Origin of the sequence: Streptococcus sp. FSL E2-3494 (assembly GCF_038007085.1) — a bacterium.
In the GTDB taxonomy this organism is placed as follows: Bacteria; Bacillota; Bacilli; order Lactobacillales; family Streptococcaceae; genus Streptococcus; species Streptococcus thermophilus.
Map to the genome: position 1 here is coordinate 344,799 of NZ_JBBOWN010000001.1, position 16,220 is coordinate 361,018.

General features: G+C 32.3%; 16 protein-coding genes. All 16 read left to right on the forward strand.

What is annotated here, in order from left to right:
• The first annotated feature begins 15 nt into the window (after positions 1 to 15).
• The 16 genes from NST05_RS01860 (at position 16) to NST05_RS01935 (ending at position 16,207) form a co-directional block, all read left to right on the forward strand.
• Entirely contained in the window at positions 16 to 153 is a 138-nt protein-coding gene (locus tag NST05_RS01860; RefSeq protein WP_014295365.1) for a hypothetical protein, read from the forward strand.
• An 81-nt stretch (positions 154 to 234) separates the two neighbouring features.
• Positions 235 to 555 carry a hypothetical protein gene (locus NST05_RS01865; RefSeq protein WP_232086937.1) on the forward strand — a complete coding sequence of 107 codons (321 nt, stop codon included), beginning with the start codon at positions 235 to 237 and terminating at the stop codon, positions 553 to 555.
• A gap of 591 nt (positions 556 to 1,146) precedes the next feature.
• Entirely contained in the window at positions 1,147 to 2,883 is a 1,737-nt protein-coding gene (locus tag NST05_RS01870) for a DNA topoisomerase (RefSeq protein ID WP_340742880.1), read from the forward strand.
• Positions 2,884 to 2,931: 48 nt separating this feature from the next.
• A complete protein-coding gene (locus NST05_RS01875) occupies positions 2,932 to 3,288 on the forward strand; it encodes a hypothetical protein (RefSeq protein WP_232693804.1) in 357 nt (118 codons plus the stop codon).
• Positions 3,289 to 3,301: 13 nt separating this feature from the next.
• Entirely contained in the window at positions 3,302 to 7,231 is a 3,930-nt protein-coding gene (locus tag NST05_RS01880) for a PBECR4 domain-containing protein (RefSeq protein WP_340742881.1), read from the forward strand.
• A 57-nt stretch (positions 7,232 to 7,288) separates the two neighbouring features.
• On the forward strand, positions 7,289 to 7,588 hold the full coding sequence (locus NST05_RS01885; RefSeq protein WP_099390508.1) for a hypothetical protein: 300 nt from the start codon (positions 7,289 to 7,291) through the stop codon (positions 7,586 to 7,588).
• Between the two features lie 307 nt (positions 7,589 to 7,895).
• Positions 7,896 to 8,270, forward strand: coding sequence for a plasmid mobilization protein (locus tag NST05_RS01890; protein WP_340725726.1), 375 nt, complete (start codon positions 7,896 to 7,898; stop codon positions 8,268 to 8,270).
• Complete coding sequence (locus NST05_RS01895; protein ID WP_252543450.1) at positions 8,242 to 9,876, forward strand: helical hairpin domain-containing protein; 1,635 nt, start codon at positions 8,242 to 8,244, stop codon at positions 9,874 to 9,876. The genes NST05_RS01890 and NST05_RS01895 overlap by 29 nt, the downstream gene beginning before the upstream one ends.
• 75 nt (positions 9,877 to 9,951) lie before the next feature.
• The gene (locus tag NST05_RS01900; protein ID WP_340742882.1) at positions 9,952 to 11,172 is read left to right on the forward strand and encodes a DNA cytosine methyltransferase; all 1,221 of its coding nucleotides are present in this window, start codon (positions 9,952 to 9,954) and stop codon (positions 11,170 to 11,172) included.
• A 70-nt stretch (positions 11,173 to 11,242) separates the two neighbouring features.
• Complete coding sequence (locus tag NST05_RS01905; protein ID WP_340742883.1) at positions 11,243 to 12,553, forward strand: NgoFVII family restriction endonuclease; 1,311 nt, start codon at positions 11,243 to 11,245, stop codon at positions 12,551 to 12,553.
• Positions 12,554 to 12,657: 104 nt separating this feature from the next.
• Entirely contained in the window at positions 12,658 to 13,323 is a 666-nt protein-coding gene (locus NST05_RS01910) for a recombinase family protein (protein ID WP_340725728.1), read from the forward strand.
• A 9-nt stretch (positions 13,324 to 13,332) separates the two neighbouring features.
• Positions 13,333 to 13,581, forward strand: coding sequence for a hypothetical protein (locus tag NST05_RS01915; RefSeq protein WP_003045903.1), 249 nt, complete (start codon positions 13,333 to 13,335; stop codon positions 13,579 to 13,581).
• A 194-nt stretch (positions 13,582 to 13,775) separates the two neighbouring features.
• Positions 13,776 to 14,141, forward strand: a complete 366-nt coding sequence (locus NST05_RS01920; protein WP_017649322.1) for a hypothetical protein — start codon at positions 13,776 to 13,778, stop codon at positions 14,139 to 14,141.
• Between the two features lie 3 nt (positions 14,142 to 14,144).
• Positions 14,145 to 14,456 (forward strand): hypothetical protein, encoded by a 312-nt coding sequence (locus NST05_RS01925; RefSeq protein WP_205399807.1) that lies wholly within the window; start codon positions 14,145 to 14,147, stop codon positions 14,454 to 14,456.
• A gap of 188 nt (positions 14,457 to 14,644) precedes the next feature.
• Positions 14,645 to 15,789 (forward strand): IS3 family transposase gene (locus NST05_RS01930; RefSeq protein ID WP_155778329.1). Its coding sequence is split into 2 segments (ribosomal slippage): positions 14,645 to 14,906 and positions 14,906 to 15,789, totalling 1,146 coding nucleotides; the frame shifts between segments, so codons are not numbered across the junction.
• Entirely contained in the window at positions 15,779 to 16,207 is a 429-nt protein-coding gene (locus NST05_RS01935) for a hypothetical protein (protein WP_340742884.1), read from the forward strand. The genes NST05_RS01930 and NST05_RS01935 overlap by 11 nt, the downstream gene beginning before the upstream one ends.
• The last annotated feature ends 13 nt before the right edge of the window (positions 16,208 to 16,220 follow it).

The window sequence follows — 16,220 nt, forward strand, 5'->3', positions numbered from 1 at the left end:
TTTCAGGAGGTTTATATGGCTACATCAAAACAAAGTCCATTCTTTAAAACACTTGGAATTTCAGAGGATGAATTGTTACATTATCTAAAGGAACATCCAGATGATCCTTTGGTTACTAAACTTGAACAGTTACTATTAAATTTATCAGACTAAAAATAAGCTACATCGTTAAACGGTGTAGCTTTTGTTTTTGTAAAATCGTGTGACTTATTTAAAATATATAAGGAGATTATAATGAAATTATTTAAAAATAAAGCTCATGGTGACCATAAGACAGAGGAATATAATGATTTTCAAAACCTCATTGGTAGTGGTTATGTAAGACAAGCTAACTTTGATGACATGTATCTTCAATATACTCCTGAACAACTGGAAGAATTGATTGTTTCTTTAAAAGAGACGATTCAGTTCTTAGAATACCAAAAAGCCCTGTCTTCTGCTTTTGGTGAAGAGCAAATGCAAGAAGTGCAACATCTTCTAAAAAACAAAAAAGAAGGTAACTTATCCTATCTTCGAAAAGATGAGGGGTGGTTGCTAAGAATTTTGAAGAGATAACTTGAGAGCTGATAGTATCAATTCTTTTCTTTTTAGCATAGTCAATTCTATGATTGCCATCTAGAACAAAGTTGAAAAAGAAATCAGAGTTACAAACTATTACTGGATTTGAGCTAACAGTTTTTAAAGATTTATCAATAGCATATCCAATTAGTTGAGAATTAGTCATTAGAGATAGTCTATTCTGAGAATTGTTTTCAATAAACTGTTGGGTAGATATTGATATAGTTGGAATATTAACCTTATCTATTTCTTCTAATAGATTACCTATGTTAAATTGAATATTTATGGTAGTATTTTCCGAAATATTGATAGGAAGTGTGAAGCATTCATTAAAACGTATATTTAATTCTTCTGGTAAAGGATTTGAAATTACTTTAGAAAATAATTTTATCCAACGTTGTTGGTAATCAATCAGTATTTTATTGCTTTTAAAAGAAAGATAGGACTTCGTGTACATATTAATAAATAAAATAAGATCAGAAAGCATTGGTTACCTCTAAATAATTTTTAGTCTATTTTATCATTTATTTTATTAATAAAAAATATTTTATAACTATGATAGAAATAATAGAAAGGAGAGTGATTTTATTGAAATATCTACTTTTAGCAGAAAAGCCTGACCAGGCTAAAAAGTATGCGAACGCTTTAGGAACCCCTAAAAACGATAAAGGTGTTTGGCGTGTTCAATCATCTGTATTGAATGCTGAAGTGATTGTTGCTCCTGCCGTTGGTCATTTAGTTGAACGTATTAATCCATATACTAACTTTGAAAATTGGGATATGGCTAATCTTCCAGCTTTACCAGATGGATTTGCTTATGAGCCTAAAAAAGATACTGTTAAACGATTTAAGGCTATCAAACAATCTGTTAAAGAAGTTGATGCCATTATTATTGGAACAGACCCCGACCGTGAAGGAGAAGCGATTGCTTACCGAATTTTAGAATTAATTCCAGGTGCATTAAGAAAAATTAAGTATCGTTTATGGGCAAATTCTTTAACAAAAAAGGGATTAGAACAAGCGTTCTCAAGCCTTAAAAATCCAAAAGACTCCATCAACTATTTTCATGAAGCAGATGCAAGAGGTGATGCCGACTGGCTGGTTGGCTTCAATTTAAGTCCTTTTGTAACTATTAAGATGAAAGAAGAAGGTTACCTGGATAAAAAAGAACATTCTATGTCGGTCGGACGTGTTCAAACACCTATCGTTAGTCTAATCGTTAGAAATGATGAAGCTATTGAAAGCTTTAAACCGAGTCCTTATTGGCAGCTAAAACTGATTGATCCTGAAGCCAAAGTTATATTTAGCAACGATATTAAATATCAATCAAAAGCTGAAGCAGAACAGATGCTACAACAGTTAGCTAATATAGCAGTTGTCAAAACGGTTACGAGTGAAGAAAAAGTGCAAGAAGCACCTAAGCTTTATAATTTAACTAATTTTCAATCAGAAATGAGTAAGCTATATCATTTTGATGCCACTAAAACGAAAGAATTGGTCCAAAGCCTTTATCAAAAAGGTTATCTTTCCTATCCACGTACTGACTCAACATTGATTACAACCAATGAATTCGCTTACTTAGTTGAACATATAGACGATTATCAAAAAACAATCAATAAGAAAGTAGAAACGCCTAATCGCTCGCCAAGAAAAAATTATGTGAATGATAAGAAAGTTTTAGAGCACTATGCTATTATTCCAACCGAAAATATTCCTGATTTAAATGAGCTAAGTGATGATGAAAAACTCATTTATCAAAAGGTAGTTTTCAGAACCTTACTGATGTTTACCCCTGACTATCGCTATCAATCAACCAGTGTTATTCTCGATAATCATGGACTTGAATTTAAAGCATCTGGTACTGTAAACAAAGATAACGGCTGGCGTAACTATTTAGCAGCAAAAAAAGAAGATAGGGAGCTACCATATTACCAGGAAGGTCAAAAAGTTCCCGTTGAATGTAAACTCTTAGAGGAAATGACAAAGCCACCTACACGAATTACGGAACAAATTTTATTGAAGAAATTGTTACCTAAGTACAATTTAGGTACGTCTGCAACTCGTGATGGGATGATTGATTTAATTCAGGACAAAGGCTATGTCACTAAGAATAAGAAAACAGGACAGTTTTTCCCAACTGAAAGAGGAAAATTATTAATTCATTATCTAGATCAATTAGAGATTGCATATACTAACCCTGAAACAACAGGAAAATGGGAAGAAGTATTAGCTCAAATCGGACAAGGAAAAATTCAAAAAGAAGCCTTCGTCAACAAAATCAAATGGGCTATCACTAAACAAATTGAAAAAGGAAAACAATTATAAATGCTACTATTTTATGTAAATAGTAGCATTTATATTGAGGTAAAAAATATGGAAGAAGAAAAATTATCTAGAGCTGATACAAAACGCTTATTTATTCAAGAATTAGAGCGCTATTTGTTGAGAATCAGTCAAAAAGGCGACCGTTTACGAAAATCATCTACAAAATTTTCAGTTGCACGCTATTCTTGCTTAGGAAGTAAAATCAAGCTTTACTTGTCTAATGAACAGATTTATGTTCGAGTATTTACCAGTGGTGAAATAAATATTAGTTATTACGATACTTTTTACGGTACTGAAACACGTAAAGAAATTAGTCCTAAATTCACTGATGGAACATATACCGAAAATGAAGTGAAGTTGATGATTAAAGAAACTAAAAAATTTATTCGTGAATCTTTAAGATAGTGAGGTTTTATTTATGGCAAACATGCAGGAATTACTTTCTCAACGCTTTGAAGTACGAAAACAAAAACTAGTTAGTATGGATATTGTAGCAGTTGCTGAATCCTTAGGAATGAAGCTAAAACCAGGTTCAAGCGGAACTTATTATTGGGAAGAACATGATAGCTTCCATATTTATCCTAATACTAATACATTTCGTTGGTGGTCAAGAAGTATTGGATCAAATACTATTGACTTGGTTCAAGTGGTAAGAGAAGAATTAACAGGTCAAAAACCAAGCTTTAAGGAAGCTGCAGCTTTTCTTGAAACTGGTCAATTTGAGAATGTAACGGTACAACCACCTGTTAAAGAGCCATTTGAGTATTATCTAGAACGCTATGAACATTCTGATTTTAATATTGGAAGACAATATTTGAAAGAAGAACGTGGTTTGTCTGATGAAACGATTGATACATTTTTAGCATCAGGAAATTTAGCGACAGCTACTCATAAAAAAGGTGATTATTTTGAACCTGTTATTGTTTTTAAAAGCCGTGATAACGATGGTAAAATGATTGGTGCAAGTCTTCAAGGAATTGTTGAAAATCGTGTTCAGCACCCCGAACGTGGACGTCTTAAACAAATGATGAAGAACTCAGATGGGACTGCAGGCTTTAGCTTAGATATTGGAAATCCAAAACGTTTAGTCTTTGCGGAAGCTCCAATCGATCTGATGTCTTATTATGATTTACATAAAGATGAACTTCAGGATGTCAAATTAGTAGCCATGGATGGGCTTAAAAAGAGTGTTATTAGTCGTTATGTAGCTGATATATTAACTGATGGTAAGTACTCTCAAACCATGTCTAGTGAGCAAATAAGAGGAGCTTTAGATGCTTTAAATAAGACTACAAACCTTTTACAAGAGCATCCAGATATGATTACTTTAGCAGTTGATAATGATGAAGCAGGACAAAATTTTGTTAAAGGTTTACAAGAGGATGGTATTCCAGTAGTGTCAGATTTACCACCACGCAAAGAAAGTCAAACAAAAATGGACTGGAATGATTATCTCAAACAGGAAGCTAAGCCTAAAAAAAGTACTGCTGATGAGACTTGGAATATTGATGATATTCAGGAGCAACTATCTCAAGAAAGTGATTTAGTAGGAACTCAAGCTGTTGACGTTATTTATATGAATGAAGTCTATTTAAACCAGGGCTACAGTCTTTCATTAGCTATTCATAGCAACGAAGAGGTAGAAAATCTAGCGGACGTTGCAGCACCTTGGACACTTGAAGTCATGAAGAATGGACAATCACTTGGCTATCTAGCTTATGGTGAAGACTGGGGTAATGACTTTGATATTGAAGATGAGTTAGGTAATCTTGAAAATTGGGTTAAGGATAATCAAGTCACAAATCATTTATACACTCAAATTACCATTTCAGATCCTGAAAAGTCAATTTATAAGACTGGTTATCATCCTGTCAACAAGAAAGAGTTAAATAAATTAAACCGCTATGCAGCCCAAATCCAAGAAAATGCTACATGGTACAAAAATGAATTAGCTGATAGTAATGTCACATACTTCTATAAAAATAATGATAATTTAGAAGCTTTAAAAGTTACTTTTAAGGCAGAGCAGTATCCACATTTGGTTGGTATTTTTGCTATCGATGATGACCAAAGCGCAAGTCAAACTTTGGATGATTTAGTAGCTGGTAAAGGCGATTATCAAAATATTATGGTTGCTAATCGAGGGGCTACCTTTAGTAAAATTCAAGTATTACCTGATTTTAAAGCTGTTGTTGACTCAAATAGCTTTATTTTTGATGATTTGTCTGAAGTAGAACGCATGAATCGTCTGGACTTAGCAAAAGCTATCCGAACAGAGGATAAGGATGTTTTGATTGCTTTTAGAAATGTTGATGGTGAGTATCTTCCAGCTTCATTAATGAAAGTTACTAATAAGCTAGAATCTGAATTGTCGATGGCAAATAACAAAGATGTTTTAGGTATTATCGGTGAAAAAGACGGAGAGTTTAAAGTCTTATCTGTTAATGAAGAAGTTATCAAAGATGGTGGTGAAAAAATGTTATCAATTGTTAAAAATGGACAACTTGAAGACTTATCAAATACAGTCCCAAAAGCTGAATGGGTTATTGAATTTAATGAAACTAATTTATCAGGTAATGTAGAAATTCCTAGTTTTACAGGTGCAGGTCTGACAGAAGAATTACTTGAACGCATTAAAGATTATGATTATCGTTTGTATCTAGCAAGTTTAAATGGTGAAGGTGAAGGCTATTATAAATTCTACTTTAATAAAATTCAAGATAATAAAGTAGTACAACAAGAACGTCTTGATGTAGGTGATGGTTTGGAAAGAAATGAAGAAATTTACAAATTCCTTGAACAAGAGCTAGCACCTGAAAAAGCTGTTAAGGTAGCTGAAAGAGAATTGACAGCTGAAGATTTTTCAAAAGTCTTAGATGCCGTTTACAATGTTGGTGCACGAGTCGGAAAAGACAACAGAAAAAATATTTCAGAAAACCTATATCCTGCCTGGGACAAATACTTTGAATACGCTGAAAGACATGACAATAATTTTGATGTTATTGTTAATGCTGCAAGAGCAGATAATCTGCTTGATGAAAATTCAGATTTTTATAAAGAAGTCTGGCTCAAAAAAATTCAAGAAGAAAATAAAAAAGTGAAAGACTCGGATGGTGATGGTTTAACAGATGATGAAGAAATTGCGTTAGGTACTAATCCTTATAGTCCAGATTCTGATGGTGACGGTATTTTAGATAGTGTTGAAAAAGCCAGTGGTACGGATGCCACTAATCCATCAGATACACCAGACAGTCGAAAAGAAGAAATGACTAAACGTGACTTAACATTATCAGAAATGATTAAAGCTAAAAATACAGCAGCACTCAATCAACATTTACAAGAAGGAATTAAAGATTATTTTGATAGTGACAACTATAAGAACTACCTTGAAGGAATGTCACACTTCAACAATTATTCAGCAAGAAACATTAGGTTAATAAAAGCTCAATTACCTAAAGCTAGTATGGTTGCCTCTTTTAATGAGTGGAAGAAGCGGAACGGTCATGTTAATAAAGGTGAAAAAGCTCTTTATGTTCAAGCACCAATCACAGTAATTAAAAAAGATGTTGATGGCAACCCTATCATTAATTCTGAAACGGGAGAAAAAGAAACTCTTACCTACTTTAAACCTGTTCCTGTTTTTGATATTAGTCAAGTATCACCTGTAAAAGGTAAAGAATTGAATTTACCTAAAATGGGTGAAGTCATTCCTAGCCAAATTACTAAAGAGTATTATCAAAATGTTTACCGCTCATTAAGGGATATTTCTCAAAAAGAAAATGGTATTCCAATTCGTTTTAGAGAACTTGAAAAATCAGATGGTTCTTACAGTCCTAAAACAAATGAAATCACAATTAAAAAAGGAATGACTTATGAGCAAACTCTTTCAACACTAATCCATGAAATAGCACATTCTGAATTACATAATAAGAAGAGTTTAACAGAACGTTTTGAAGGCAAATTAACTCGTTCTTCAAAAGAACTACAAGCTGAGTCAATTGCTTATGTTGTATCTAATCATTTAGGTTTTGATACAAGTAATGACTCATTTGCCTATCTTGCTTCTTGGTCACAAGAACCAGATGGACTAGAAAATCTAAAAGCACAGCTTGAAATTGTTCAAGAAGAAGCAAGTTCTCTTATGAAACGTATTGATAAGCATTTAGCAAAATATCAAAATCTCACGGTTTCAAAAGATGAAAAATTAAACGAAAATCAAAAACGTGAATTAGAAAAAACAGCTAATCCATTTTATCAAAGTTTACAAAAAGCAAAAGGTGAAACTGTTCAAACAGCATCCGCTAAAGAAGAACAATCAAAAAAAGTCAATCGACCTATGAAGCAGTAACGCAGCGTAGGTCGCATAAAAAAGGACTAACTTTAAAAGTAGAAGGAGAAACAAGTTATGGTAACAGAAGAAATGATGATGACAACTGAAACATTATTGATGAGTTATTATTTTGACATGAGCGAGTGGCTCAAAGGAAACAAAATTGTTAACATTGATATTATCCAAAAATCAAAAGACGAGTTATTGGATATGTTAAAAACAGATTTTGAAGAAATGTCAGTCAAAGATAATAATGAGTATCTTGATGATCTTTCTGTTAGTATTGCTACACTGGAAGAATTATCGGAAGACAATTATCAAAAGATAAAAACAGAAGTTTTTTCTTGGGAACCAAGCCAAAAAAACGAAAAATGACATAAGAGGGAATGCTGACAATTTTCAAATTGTCAGTTTTTCTGTTGTTGCATTTTATCAAAATGCACTTATCAAAAATTGTCAAATTTGAAAAATGCACGAAGTGCCAAATAGGGGATTGGGGATTTCCCCAAAGTGTAAAAAGTTAAAAGTCTGTTTGTGGGGGTGCCCTACAAATAGGCTTTTTTGCTTTTTATTTTCGTAAGTGGCTATCCACTTGCTAATCTTGCCAGAGTAAAGGTAGCCCTCTCTCAGAGGCGGGGCAAAAAGCTCCATTTTATCAGTTTTTTTAGAAAGGAACATTGTAATGGAAACAAAAAAACGAGTTCGCTCAACACAATTTATTATTAGAGCCAAACCTGATGAAGCTAACATAATTAGAAAGAGAGTTAAGCTTTCAAAAAAAGAAACATTCCAAGCATATGCTTTAGAGATGTTACAAAATGGAAAAATAGCAACTTATGATTATTCAGAATTGCAAAAGTTACGAATCGAAGTTAATCGTATTGGTCAAAACGTCAATCAGCTAGTTCGTTATGTTAACACTTTTGATGAGATTGATAATGAACTTTTTAAAGCTTTACAAGCTGAAATTGATGACATGAAGAAATTGCTTTTTGATGAATTTAAAACGAAAGGACATGCTAAATTAAATGGTAGTGACGAAGGTTCTTCAGATTAAAACAAGCCGTAATTTAAAACGTGCAATTGATTATATTACACGTGATAATGCAACCTTAAAATTAGATACAGAACATTTAGAGGGTGATGAAAATTATTCTTTTGAAATTGTCAATGGTCAAGTGATGAAACGATTAGTATCTGGTCATGATTTAACAGATGTATCTGATCCACAGACGATTTATGAAGATTTTGTTTTACTAAAACAATCTGTTGATGTTTTGTACAATAATGATGAATTGTCTGATTTAAAAAATGATAAACGTGTTTTAGCGCACCATATCATCCAATCGTTTTCACCAGAAGATGGCTTAACTCCAGAAGAAGTTAACGAGATTGGACGAAAAACCGCTTTAGAGTTAACTGGTGGTGATTATCAATTTGTTGTTGCAACGCACATGGATAAAGGACACTTACATAACCATATCATTTTTAATACAACTAACGAAGTGACTTTGAAAAAGTTTCGTTGGCAAAAAAATACAGCTCGCAACTTATTTCAAATTTCAAATAAGTATGCTGAGCTATATGGCGCAAAAGTTTTAGAACCAAGGCTTAGAAACTCTCACACTGAATATGCTGCATGGAGACGAAAAAATAATTATCGCTTTGAGATTAAAGAACGGTTGAACTTTTTGTTAAAGCACTCGTTAGATATGAATGATTTTTTACAAAAAGCAAAAGCTTTAAACTTGCAAATTGATACGAGTGGTAAGTACGTTAAATATATGTTACTGGATCAACCACAAGAGCGTTTTGTTCGTGATCGTACATTATCTAAAAAAGGTAAGTTCTCACTTGAAAAAATCAAAGAACAAATTGCGACAAATGAAGTTGTTTATGATTTAAACGTCATAAAAGAAAAATATGATGAAGAACAAGAAAGTAAACAAGATGATTTTGAATTACAGGTTACAATTGAACCATGGCAAGTGCAGCAACTTACCAGTCAATCTATTTATGTTCCAATTACTTTTGGATTAGACAGAAAAGGTACAGTCTCTATTCCTGCAAGAATGCTTGACCAAAACGAAGATGGAACATTTACAGCTTTTGTTAAAAAGAATGATTTCTTTTACTTTTTGAATGATGACCATTCTGAACAAAATCGTTTCATCAATGGAACAACTTTAATCAAACAATTGTCTGCCCAAAATGGAGAAATGATTTTAACTAAAAACAAAAATATTACCAACTTAGATAGACTTGTTGATGAATTTAACTTCTTAGCAATTAACAAAGTTACTAACTCAAAACAATTTGAAGAATTACAAGCTCAATTTTTGGAGCAATTAGAAGAAACAGATAAGACTTTAGATGTGTTAGACGAAAAGATGACTTATCTTAATAAATTGATGGGAGCTTTATCAGATTATCAAAATAACATTGTTCCATCTGAAGTAAGTCTTGAACTTCTTGAAAAAGGTAAAATTGATAAGAATACAAAACTAGAAGAATTGCAAAAAGAAATTAAAGAACTTCAGATTGAACGTGATACTCTCAAAAAACACAGAGATAAAATTGTAAAAGATTATGACTTTGCAAAAGAGATGAAAGAAGAGCATGAGAAAGCAAAATATAAAAATAGCAATAAATTTAAAATATAAGTTGATTGCTTGGCTGCATTTTTTAGTGTTTAATGTTATACTATACTAGTTGTTGTTAATATAGGAGGAATATACATGACAAATTCTGTAAGTTCCCAACAACCTAAAAAATATAACCTAGCTGGTTTTTTTAGTGGTGTTGGAGGAATTGAGTTAGGTTTCACACAAACTAACGAGTTCAGAGTGGTGTATGCTAATGAATTTGATAAGTATGCTAGAATGACATACCAGCTAAACTATCCAGATACTAAATTAGATAGTCGAGACATTCATGCGGTTGACCCTCAAGAAATTAGTCAAGAAACAGTTGATATTATTGTAGGTGGCTTTCCTTGTCAAGCTTTTAGTATTGCAGGCTATCGTAAAGGGTTTGAAGATGATAGAGGAGATTTATTCTTTGAATTACTTCGTATGATTGAAGATAGAAAACCCAAAGCTATTTTTATTGAAAATGTTAAAAACCTAGTTTCACACGATCATGGAAATACATTTAAAGTTATTCGAGAAGCTTTGACAGAAAATAATTATTTCATTAAATGGAAAGTATTGAACGGGAAAGACTATGGAAATGTTCCGCAAAATCGTGAACGTATTTATATAGTTGGTTTTAATAACAAAATAGCTTATGATTTATTTGAGTTTCCAGAAGAAATTGAGTTAACAACTTCCTTGAGAGATGTTATTGATTTTACAGAAGTAAAGGAAGAATTATTCTATTATAGAGAAGGAAAACAGAAATTTTATAGTGAGCTTGAACAAGCAATGACTAAACAAGATACTGTTTATCAGTGGAGACGTCAGTATGTTCGAGAAAACAAGAGTGGAGTTGTTCCCACATTAACGGCTAATATGGGGACAGGTGGTCATAATGTTCCACTAATTCTTACTGATAAAGGAGATATTCGAAAATTAACTCCTAAAGAAACATTTAATGTACAAGGTTATCCTAAAACTTTTAAAGTTCCAGATAATGTTTCAAACGGACAACTTTACAAGCAGGCAGGAAATAGTGTGGTAGTTCCCGTTATTAAAAGAATTGCTACTAATGTAGCTAAAGCTTTAAATGGTTCAACTACAACTAAAGCAGAACAATCTTCAGGAAAAGTAGCTATTATTTATACTAAAATCAATGGTCAGTTTGAGGGTGCATCTTACGTCAAAGAATTTGTGGACAGTTATGAGCATGCCTTGAAAAAAATTGAGTCTTATCAGGATAATTTACCCATTTTGACTGATGAAGAATACCTAAAAATTATCAAACGAAAATCAGAACGAGAATTTTATAGCATAGTTTAAAAAGGAAGCTAGTGATAAACTGGCTTCCTTTTGATATAATATGTACAAATTTAAGTAAAGGTATTAGATTATGTCGATTTGGGAACGTTATTCAAAGGAAGAAAGAGAAGAATATATCAAATTTCTTCAAGTTTATGGAACTTTAACAAATTTATTTAGACAAAAACATGGGAACCTTATTCCTTATCTAGATTCAAAATTTCAAGAAACAATCTATGCAAAAGTATTTAATAGTGAAAATGTTGATATTGGAAATACCCCACACGATATTTTATCAGTATTTGGAGATGAGCGAATTGGTATTGGCTTGAAAACATGGATGAACTCACGTCCATCATTTCAAAAAGTGATGCAATTAAAACGTTATAAAACAGAAATTGACCCTTATTTTAACAAAAGCGATGAAGAATTAGCTATTAAACTTTCTGAGTTAAAAAATGAAAGAATGCTAATTGATTACAATCGATTAGGATTATCGAAAGATAAAAATATTTATCACTATGTTACTAGAGATGAAGGAAAATTTGTTATTCAAGAAACCTTATATCCTATTGTAAACTTAGACAACCTAAGAAAATTTAAAAGAACTAATACAGCTTTTGCATGGAGTGATGGACACAAAACATATAAATATACGTACGGAGACTCTCAGATATGGCAATATTTTAATTCTGATGCCGATGACACATTAGTTTTAAATCAATTTGATGTTAATATTATTGAGAACCCTTTTGATTTCTTATTAAAATCCTACTTTAACTTTATTGATGATTTTAAGAAGGCAGAAAGTTCTGAAGATATTGTAGAAGTGTATCTACCTCTTTATTCTTATCGAACCAAAGATGTAGAACTAAAATCTGGACTGAATGCTTGGAATGCTGCACCCAAAAATAAAAATAGCTCTTCTTTAAGACCTCTAAATGAAGTTTATATTCCAATACCACTAGAATTTCACAAGAAATATCCAGACTTCTTTTGTCCAGATGTATTTGAAATTCAAAGGCGACAAAAAAATTATGCTGGTAGCTCTAAGAATAAACCTCAAGTTAGATTTCATTTGCAATTACCAAATGGTAAGAAAATTCCTGCATTACTTACTCAAAGCAATATGAAGAGTTTACAATCGGGAAGTTTAACAGAAATTGATCCAAATACTGGTAAACTTTATGGGCAATCGGCGCTCGGTCAGTGGCTTCTTGTTGATGTATTGGGATTAAAAGAACGCCAACCCGTTACAAAAGAATGGTTAGAGAAGAAGGGAACAGATTCTGTTCGCTTGTGGCGTAAAAAAGATGACTATAGTACTATTAATATTGATTTTGCTCCAATTGGAAGCTTTGAAAAATTTATGAAAGATGAAATAAATAGTGTTGAAGAGTGACTGTAAAAGGACAATTAAGTATACCTTATTGTCCTTTTTGTTTTACCTTGATTTTAAAGGATTTTTGAATAGGACAATAGAGTTAGGCAAAATAGGGGGGGAAAATGGCAAAAATCGGTTATGCTAGGGTCAGTTCTGCTGATCAAAATTTAGATAGACAGTTAAAACAATTAGATAACGTTGAAAAAATTTTTCAAGAGTCAATTAGTGGAGCAAGTAGAGAGCGCCCACAATTGATTGCAATGCTTGATTATATTCGTGATGCTGATATAGTCGTTGTAACCGAATTAGAGCGACTAGGAAGAAATAATAAGGAATTAACTGAAGTTATGGATGAGATAAAATCAAAAGGAGCAACTTTAGAAGTTCTCAATCTTCCCACTCTTCGAGGTATTGAAGATGCTAATTTAAGACGTCTATTGAATAATCTGATATTAGAACTATACAAGTATCAAGCACAAGCTGAAAGAGAGCGTATTAAAGAACGTCAAGCACAAGGGATTGCTATTGCAAAAGTTCAGGGAAAATATAAAGGACGAAAGCCATTATTTTCAGCTAATGATAGCAGATTACAGCATGCTTTTCAATTTGATGATGAATTGTGGCGTGCGAAAACAACCGAAGGAATGGTTATCTTAGGCAAACTTTCTGATGATATTTTTACCTTGTTGCGTTTCAATGATGAAGGGGGAAAGCTGACACATATTTCAGAAAGTGAAGCCTTGTGGCTAACGCTGGAGCTGGCTCCAGAAAAGATGGATTGTATTTAGGAGGACAAAATGGAACAAAAATATTATTTGGTTTTGGCGGAAGTCAGTATTTTTCAAACTGTTTGGCTTATTCCTAGGGAAGATGGAAGTATTGGGTGGACAGATGAAATAAAACAAGCTAAACCCTTTTTATCCTATGAGGAAGCCAAAAATAAGACTGAAGCACATATGCAATCAGTCTTTGAATTTATAGCTTCATATAAAATAATAGAGTTTTCTATAGAGGAGTTAGATGATTTTCTTATTGCAACTAGCTAAAGACAAGATAATCTAAAATATCAATTGGGCTAACGTTTAGACGTTATCGAAAAAAATATGGTATTCATAGATAGTATAGCAATAATATATGCAATGATGTTGACAAATATATTTATAATTATATATATAAATATACTTACAATTATATATAAAAGTGCTATAATATATTTAGAAAATGAAACGAGGTGTAATAAATGACAAGAACACAAATAAAGTTTGAGGTAGTAGGTTCAATGAGTTTAGAGGATTTACAAAGCTTGCTAAAATCTATTTCAAGACGATATCAATTAATTCATTTGGATTTAGCTGATTTTAATCAAAGAACTAACGATTGTGAAATAACACTTGTCATTTCCTCGCAAGATCATAACGTTAAAAAGTTTAGTAACTTACAAGACTTATTAAGACAATGTCTAAAAGGTACAAGCGAATTAGATCAAATTGAAGATGATTTTGATAATCAAAATATTAAAACACTTCAAGAAGCATGGAAAATAATTATCAATGATTTAGCAGAAAATATCATTGAATGGATTGAAGAAGAATTTGAAGGAGAATAAAAAATGAAAATTGAAATTTACTGCACTAAGGCAACATTCAAATTGGTTGATAGCTATGAATTATCTTCAAATAAATTTGAGAGTTTTAAAGAACTTATTTTTCGTTTAACATGGGGAGATTATGCTAAAGGTGGTCTTCATACTGCTTACGTCATTGATAAAGAAAAAAATATTGATTATAAACTTGATGCTGTCATGTTGAGTCGTGTGGTCGATGATGGAGATGAGCAAAAATTATTTGATATGCTTTTAGAAGCTAAAAGTAATCAATCTATTCAAGAATTTTCAACATATTATCTAGAATTAGAACGTTAACGGAATTTTAGGAGTTTATGATATGGAAGCAATAATTGACCTACATGGTTGCTATGTTAATCCAAAAGAAACAGTTATTACAGCTCTTAATAGGATTGATTATCAATGAGCTTTGACCTGATATAATTAAGTTGTAACACCTGTGTATAGTTTGGTAAAATACATACATAATCCAAGGAGATGTTACAATGACAAATAATCGTTACGAGCCTGAGCTCAAACAAAAGGTTCTTCGCCTCTATCTGGAAGAGGGACGAACCAAGAAAAGCCTGACCGAAGAATATAATCTTGGACAAGGCACGCTGACATACTGGTTACAGCAATACCGCAAAGAATGCGATAACAGCCCAACAAAACGGGAAGAATCTGATTCATACGAAGTTGCAAAAAAGCTACGCAAAGAAATTGAAGAACTCAAAAAGGAAAATGATTTTTTAAAAAAAGCGGCAGCATTCTTTGCGAAGGAAATCGATTAGCTCAGTACCAGTTCATCCAGAAATATCAACAGACATTTGGGGTCAGATGGCTTCTTAGAAGAATGAACATCTGTCCAAATGCTTACTATAATTATCTTAAAAACAAAAAACATGCTTATCGTCAGGAAAAGGCAGAGATTCAACGTAAAATTGTTGAAATCTACCACCGCGAAAATGGAGTTCCTGGATACCGAATGATGAACGATTATCTTAAGGGTATCGGAAGCATTCGTTCAGATCTGACAATACATCATTTTATGAATGAATTGGGCTTGCGTTCCATCACACGTCGCAAGAAACCAAACTATGTAAAAGGAACTGCCAATAAAATCTTTCCAAACCTTCTGAATAGGGAATTTGATGTAAAAGAACCCAATAAAATATGGTGTACTGATTTTACATATTTAACTCGTCCAGATGGAACAATGCGTTACAATTGCACGATTATAGACCTTTGCGGTCGTGAAGTGGTTGCATCATTAAACAGCAGTCATATCGATACTGAATTGGCAAAGGAAACCTTGAAAATCGCACTAGAACGTCGAAAACCAGCAAAAGGAATTATCCTGCATTCTGATCAAGGGCGTCAATTTACCGCAAAAGAATTCAATAAATTTTGTGATAAAAACTATGTCCAACAAAGTATGAGCAAAGCAGGCTGTCCATATGACAATGCCGTTATGGAAAGATTCTACAATACGCTCAAACACGAATTCTATTATCTCTACAAGTTTGATTCAAATGACATTCTTGACCAAAAGCTCTATGAATTCGTTTATGGGAAATATAATCACGTAAGACCACATCGTGCAAACGGTGGACTTACACCTTATGCTGCACGATGTCGTGCAGCGTAAGAAATTTTATACACTAGTGTTACAAAAATGCTTGACTAGGTCACTTGAAGAAGAATTATCGATTTTAGAAGATAATTATGAAGATGCTAGATATGAAGAGATACAGGCAATTTCTGATTCTGAAAAGGAAGAATTAATCGAAACTGAATTAGAACTAATTAGTCAAATTGATGGTGTTAAAGATGAATTGAGAGATTTTTTTACTACTGTAGAACTTTTACAAAATTTACCGTATACCATTAAAAATTATACTCATGAAGAGGATTATCAAAAAGATAAGGGATTGCATGAAATTAATCTTTTTAGCGAAGAAAAATCAGTTTTCTACGGTGAGAAAATTATTTTTGAGACGGAGCTAAGCGATTATATTATCAATCAAATAGAGAAAAAAATAGTTCTTGATAAAACATCAATATAAATATATTTATAAC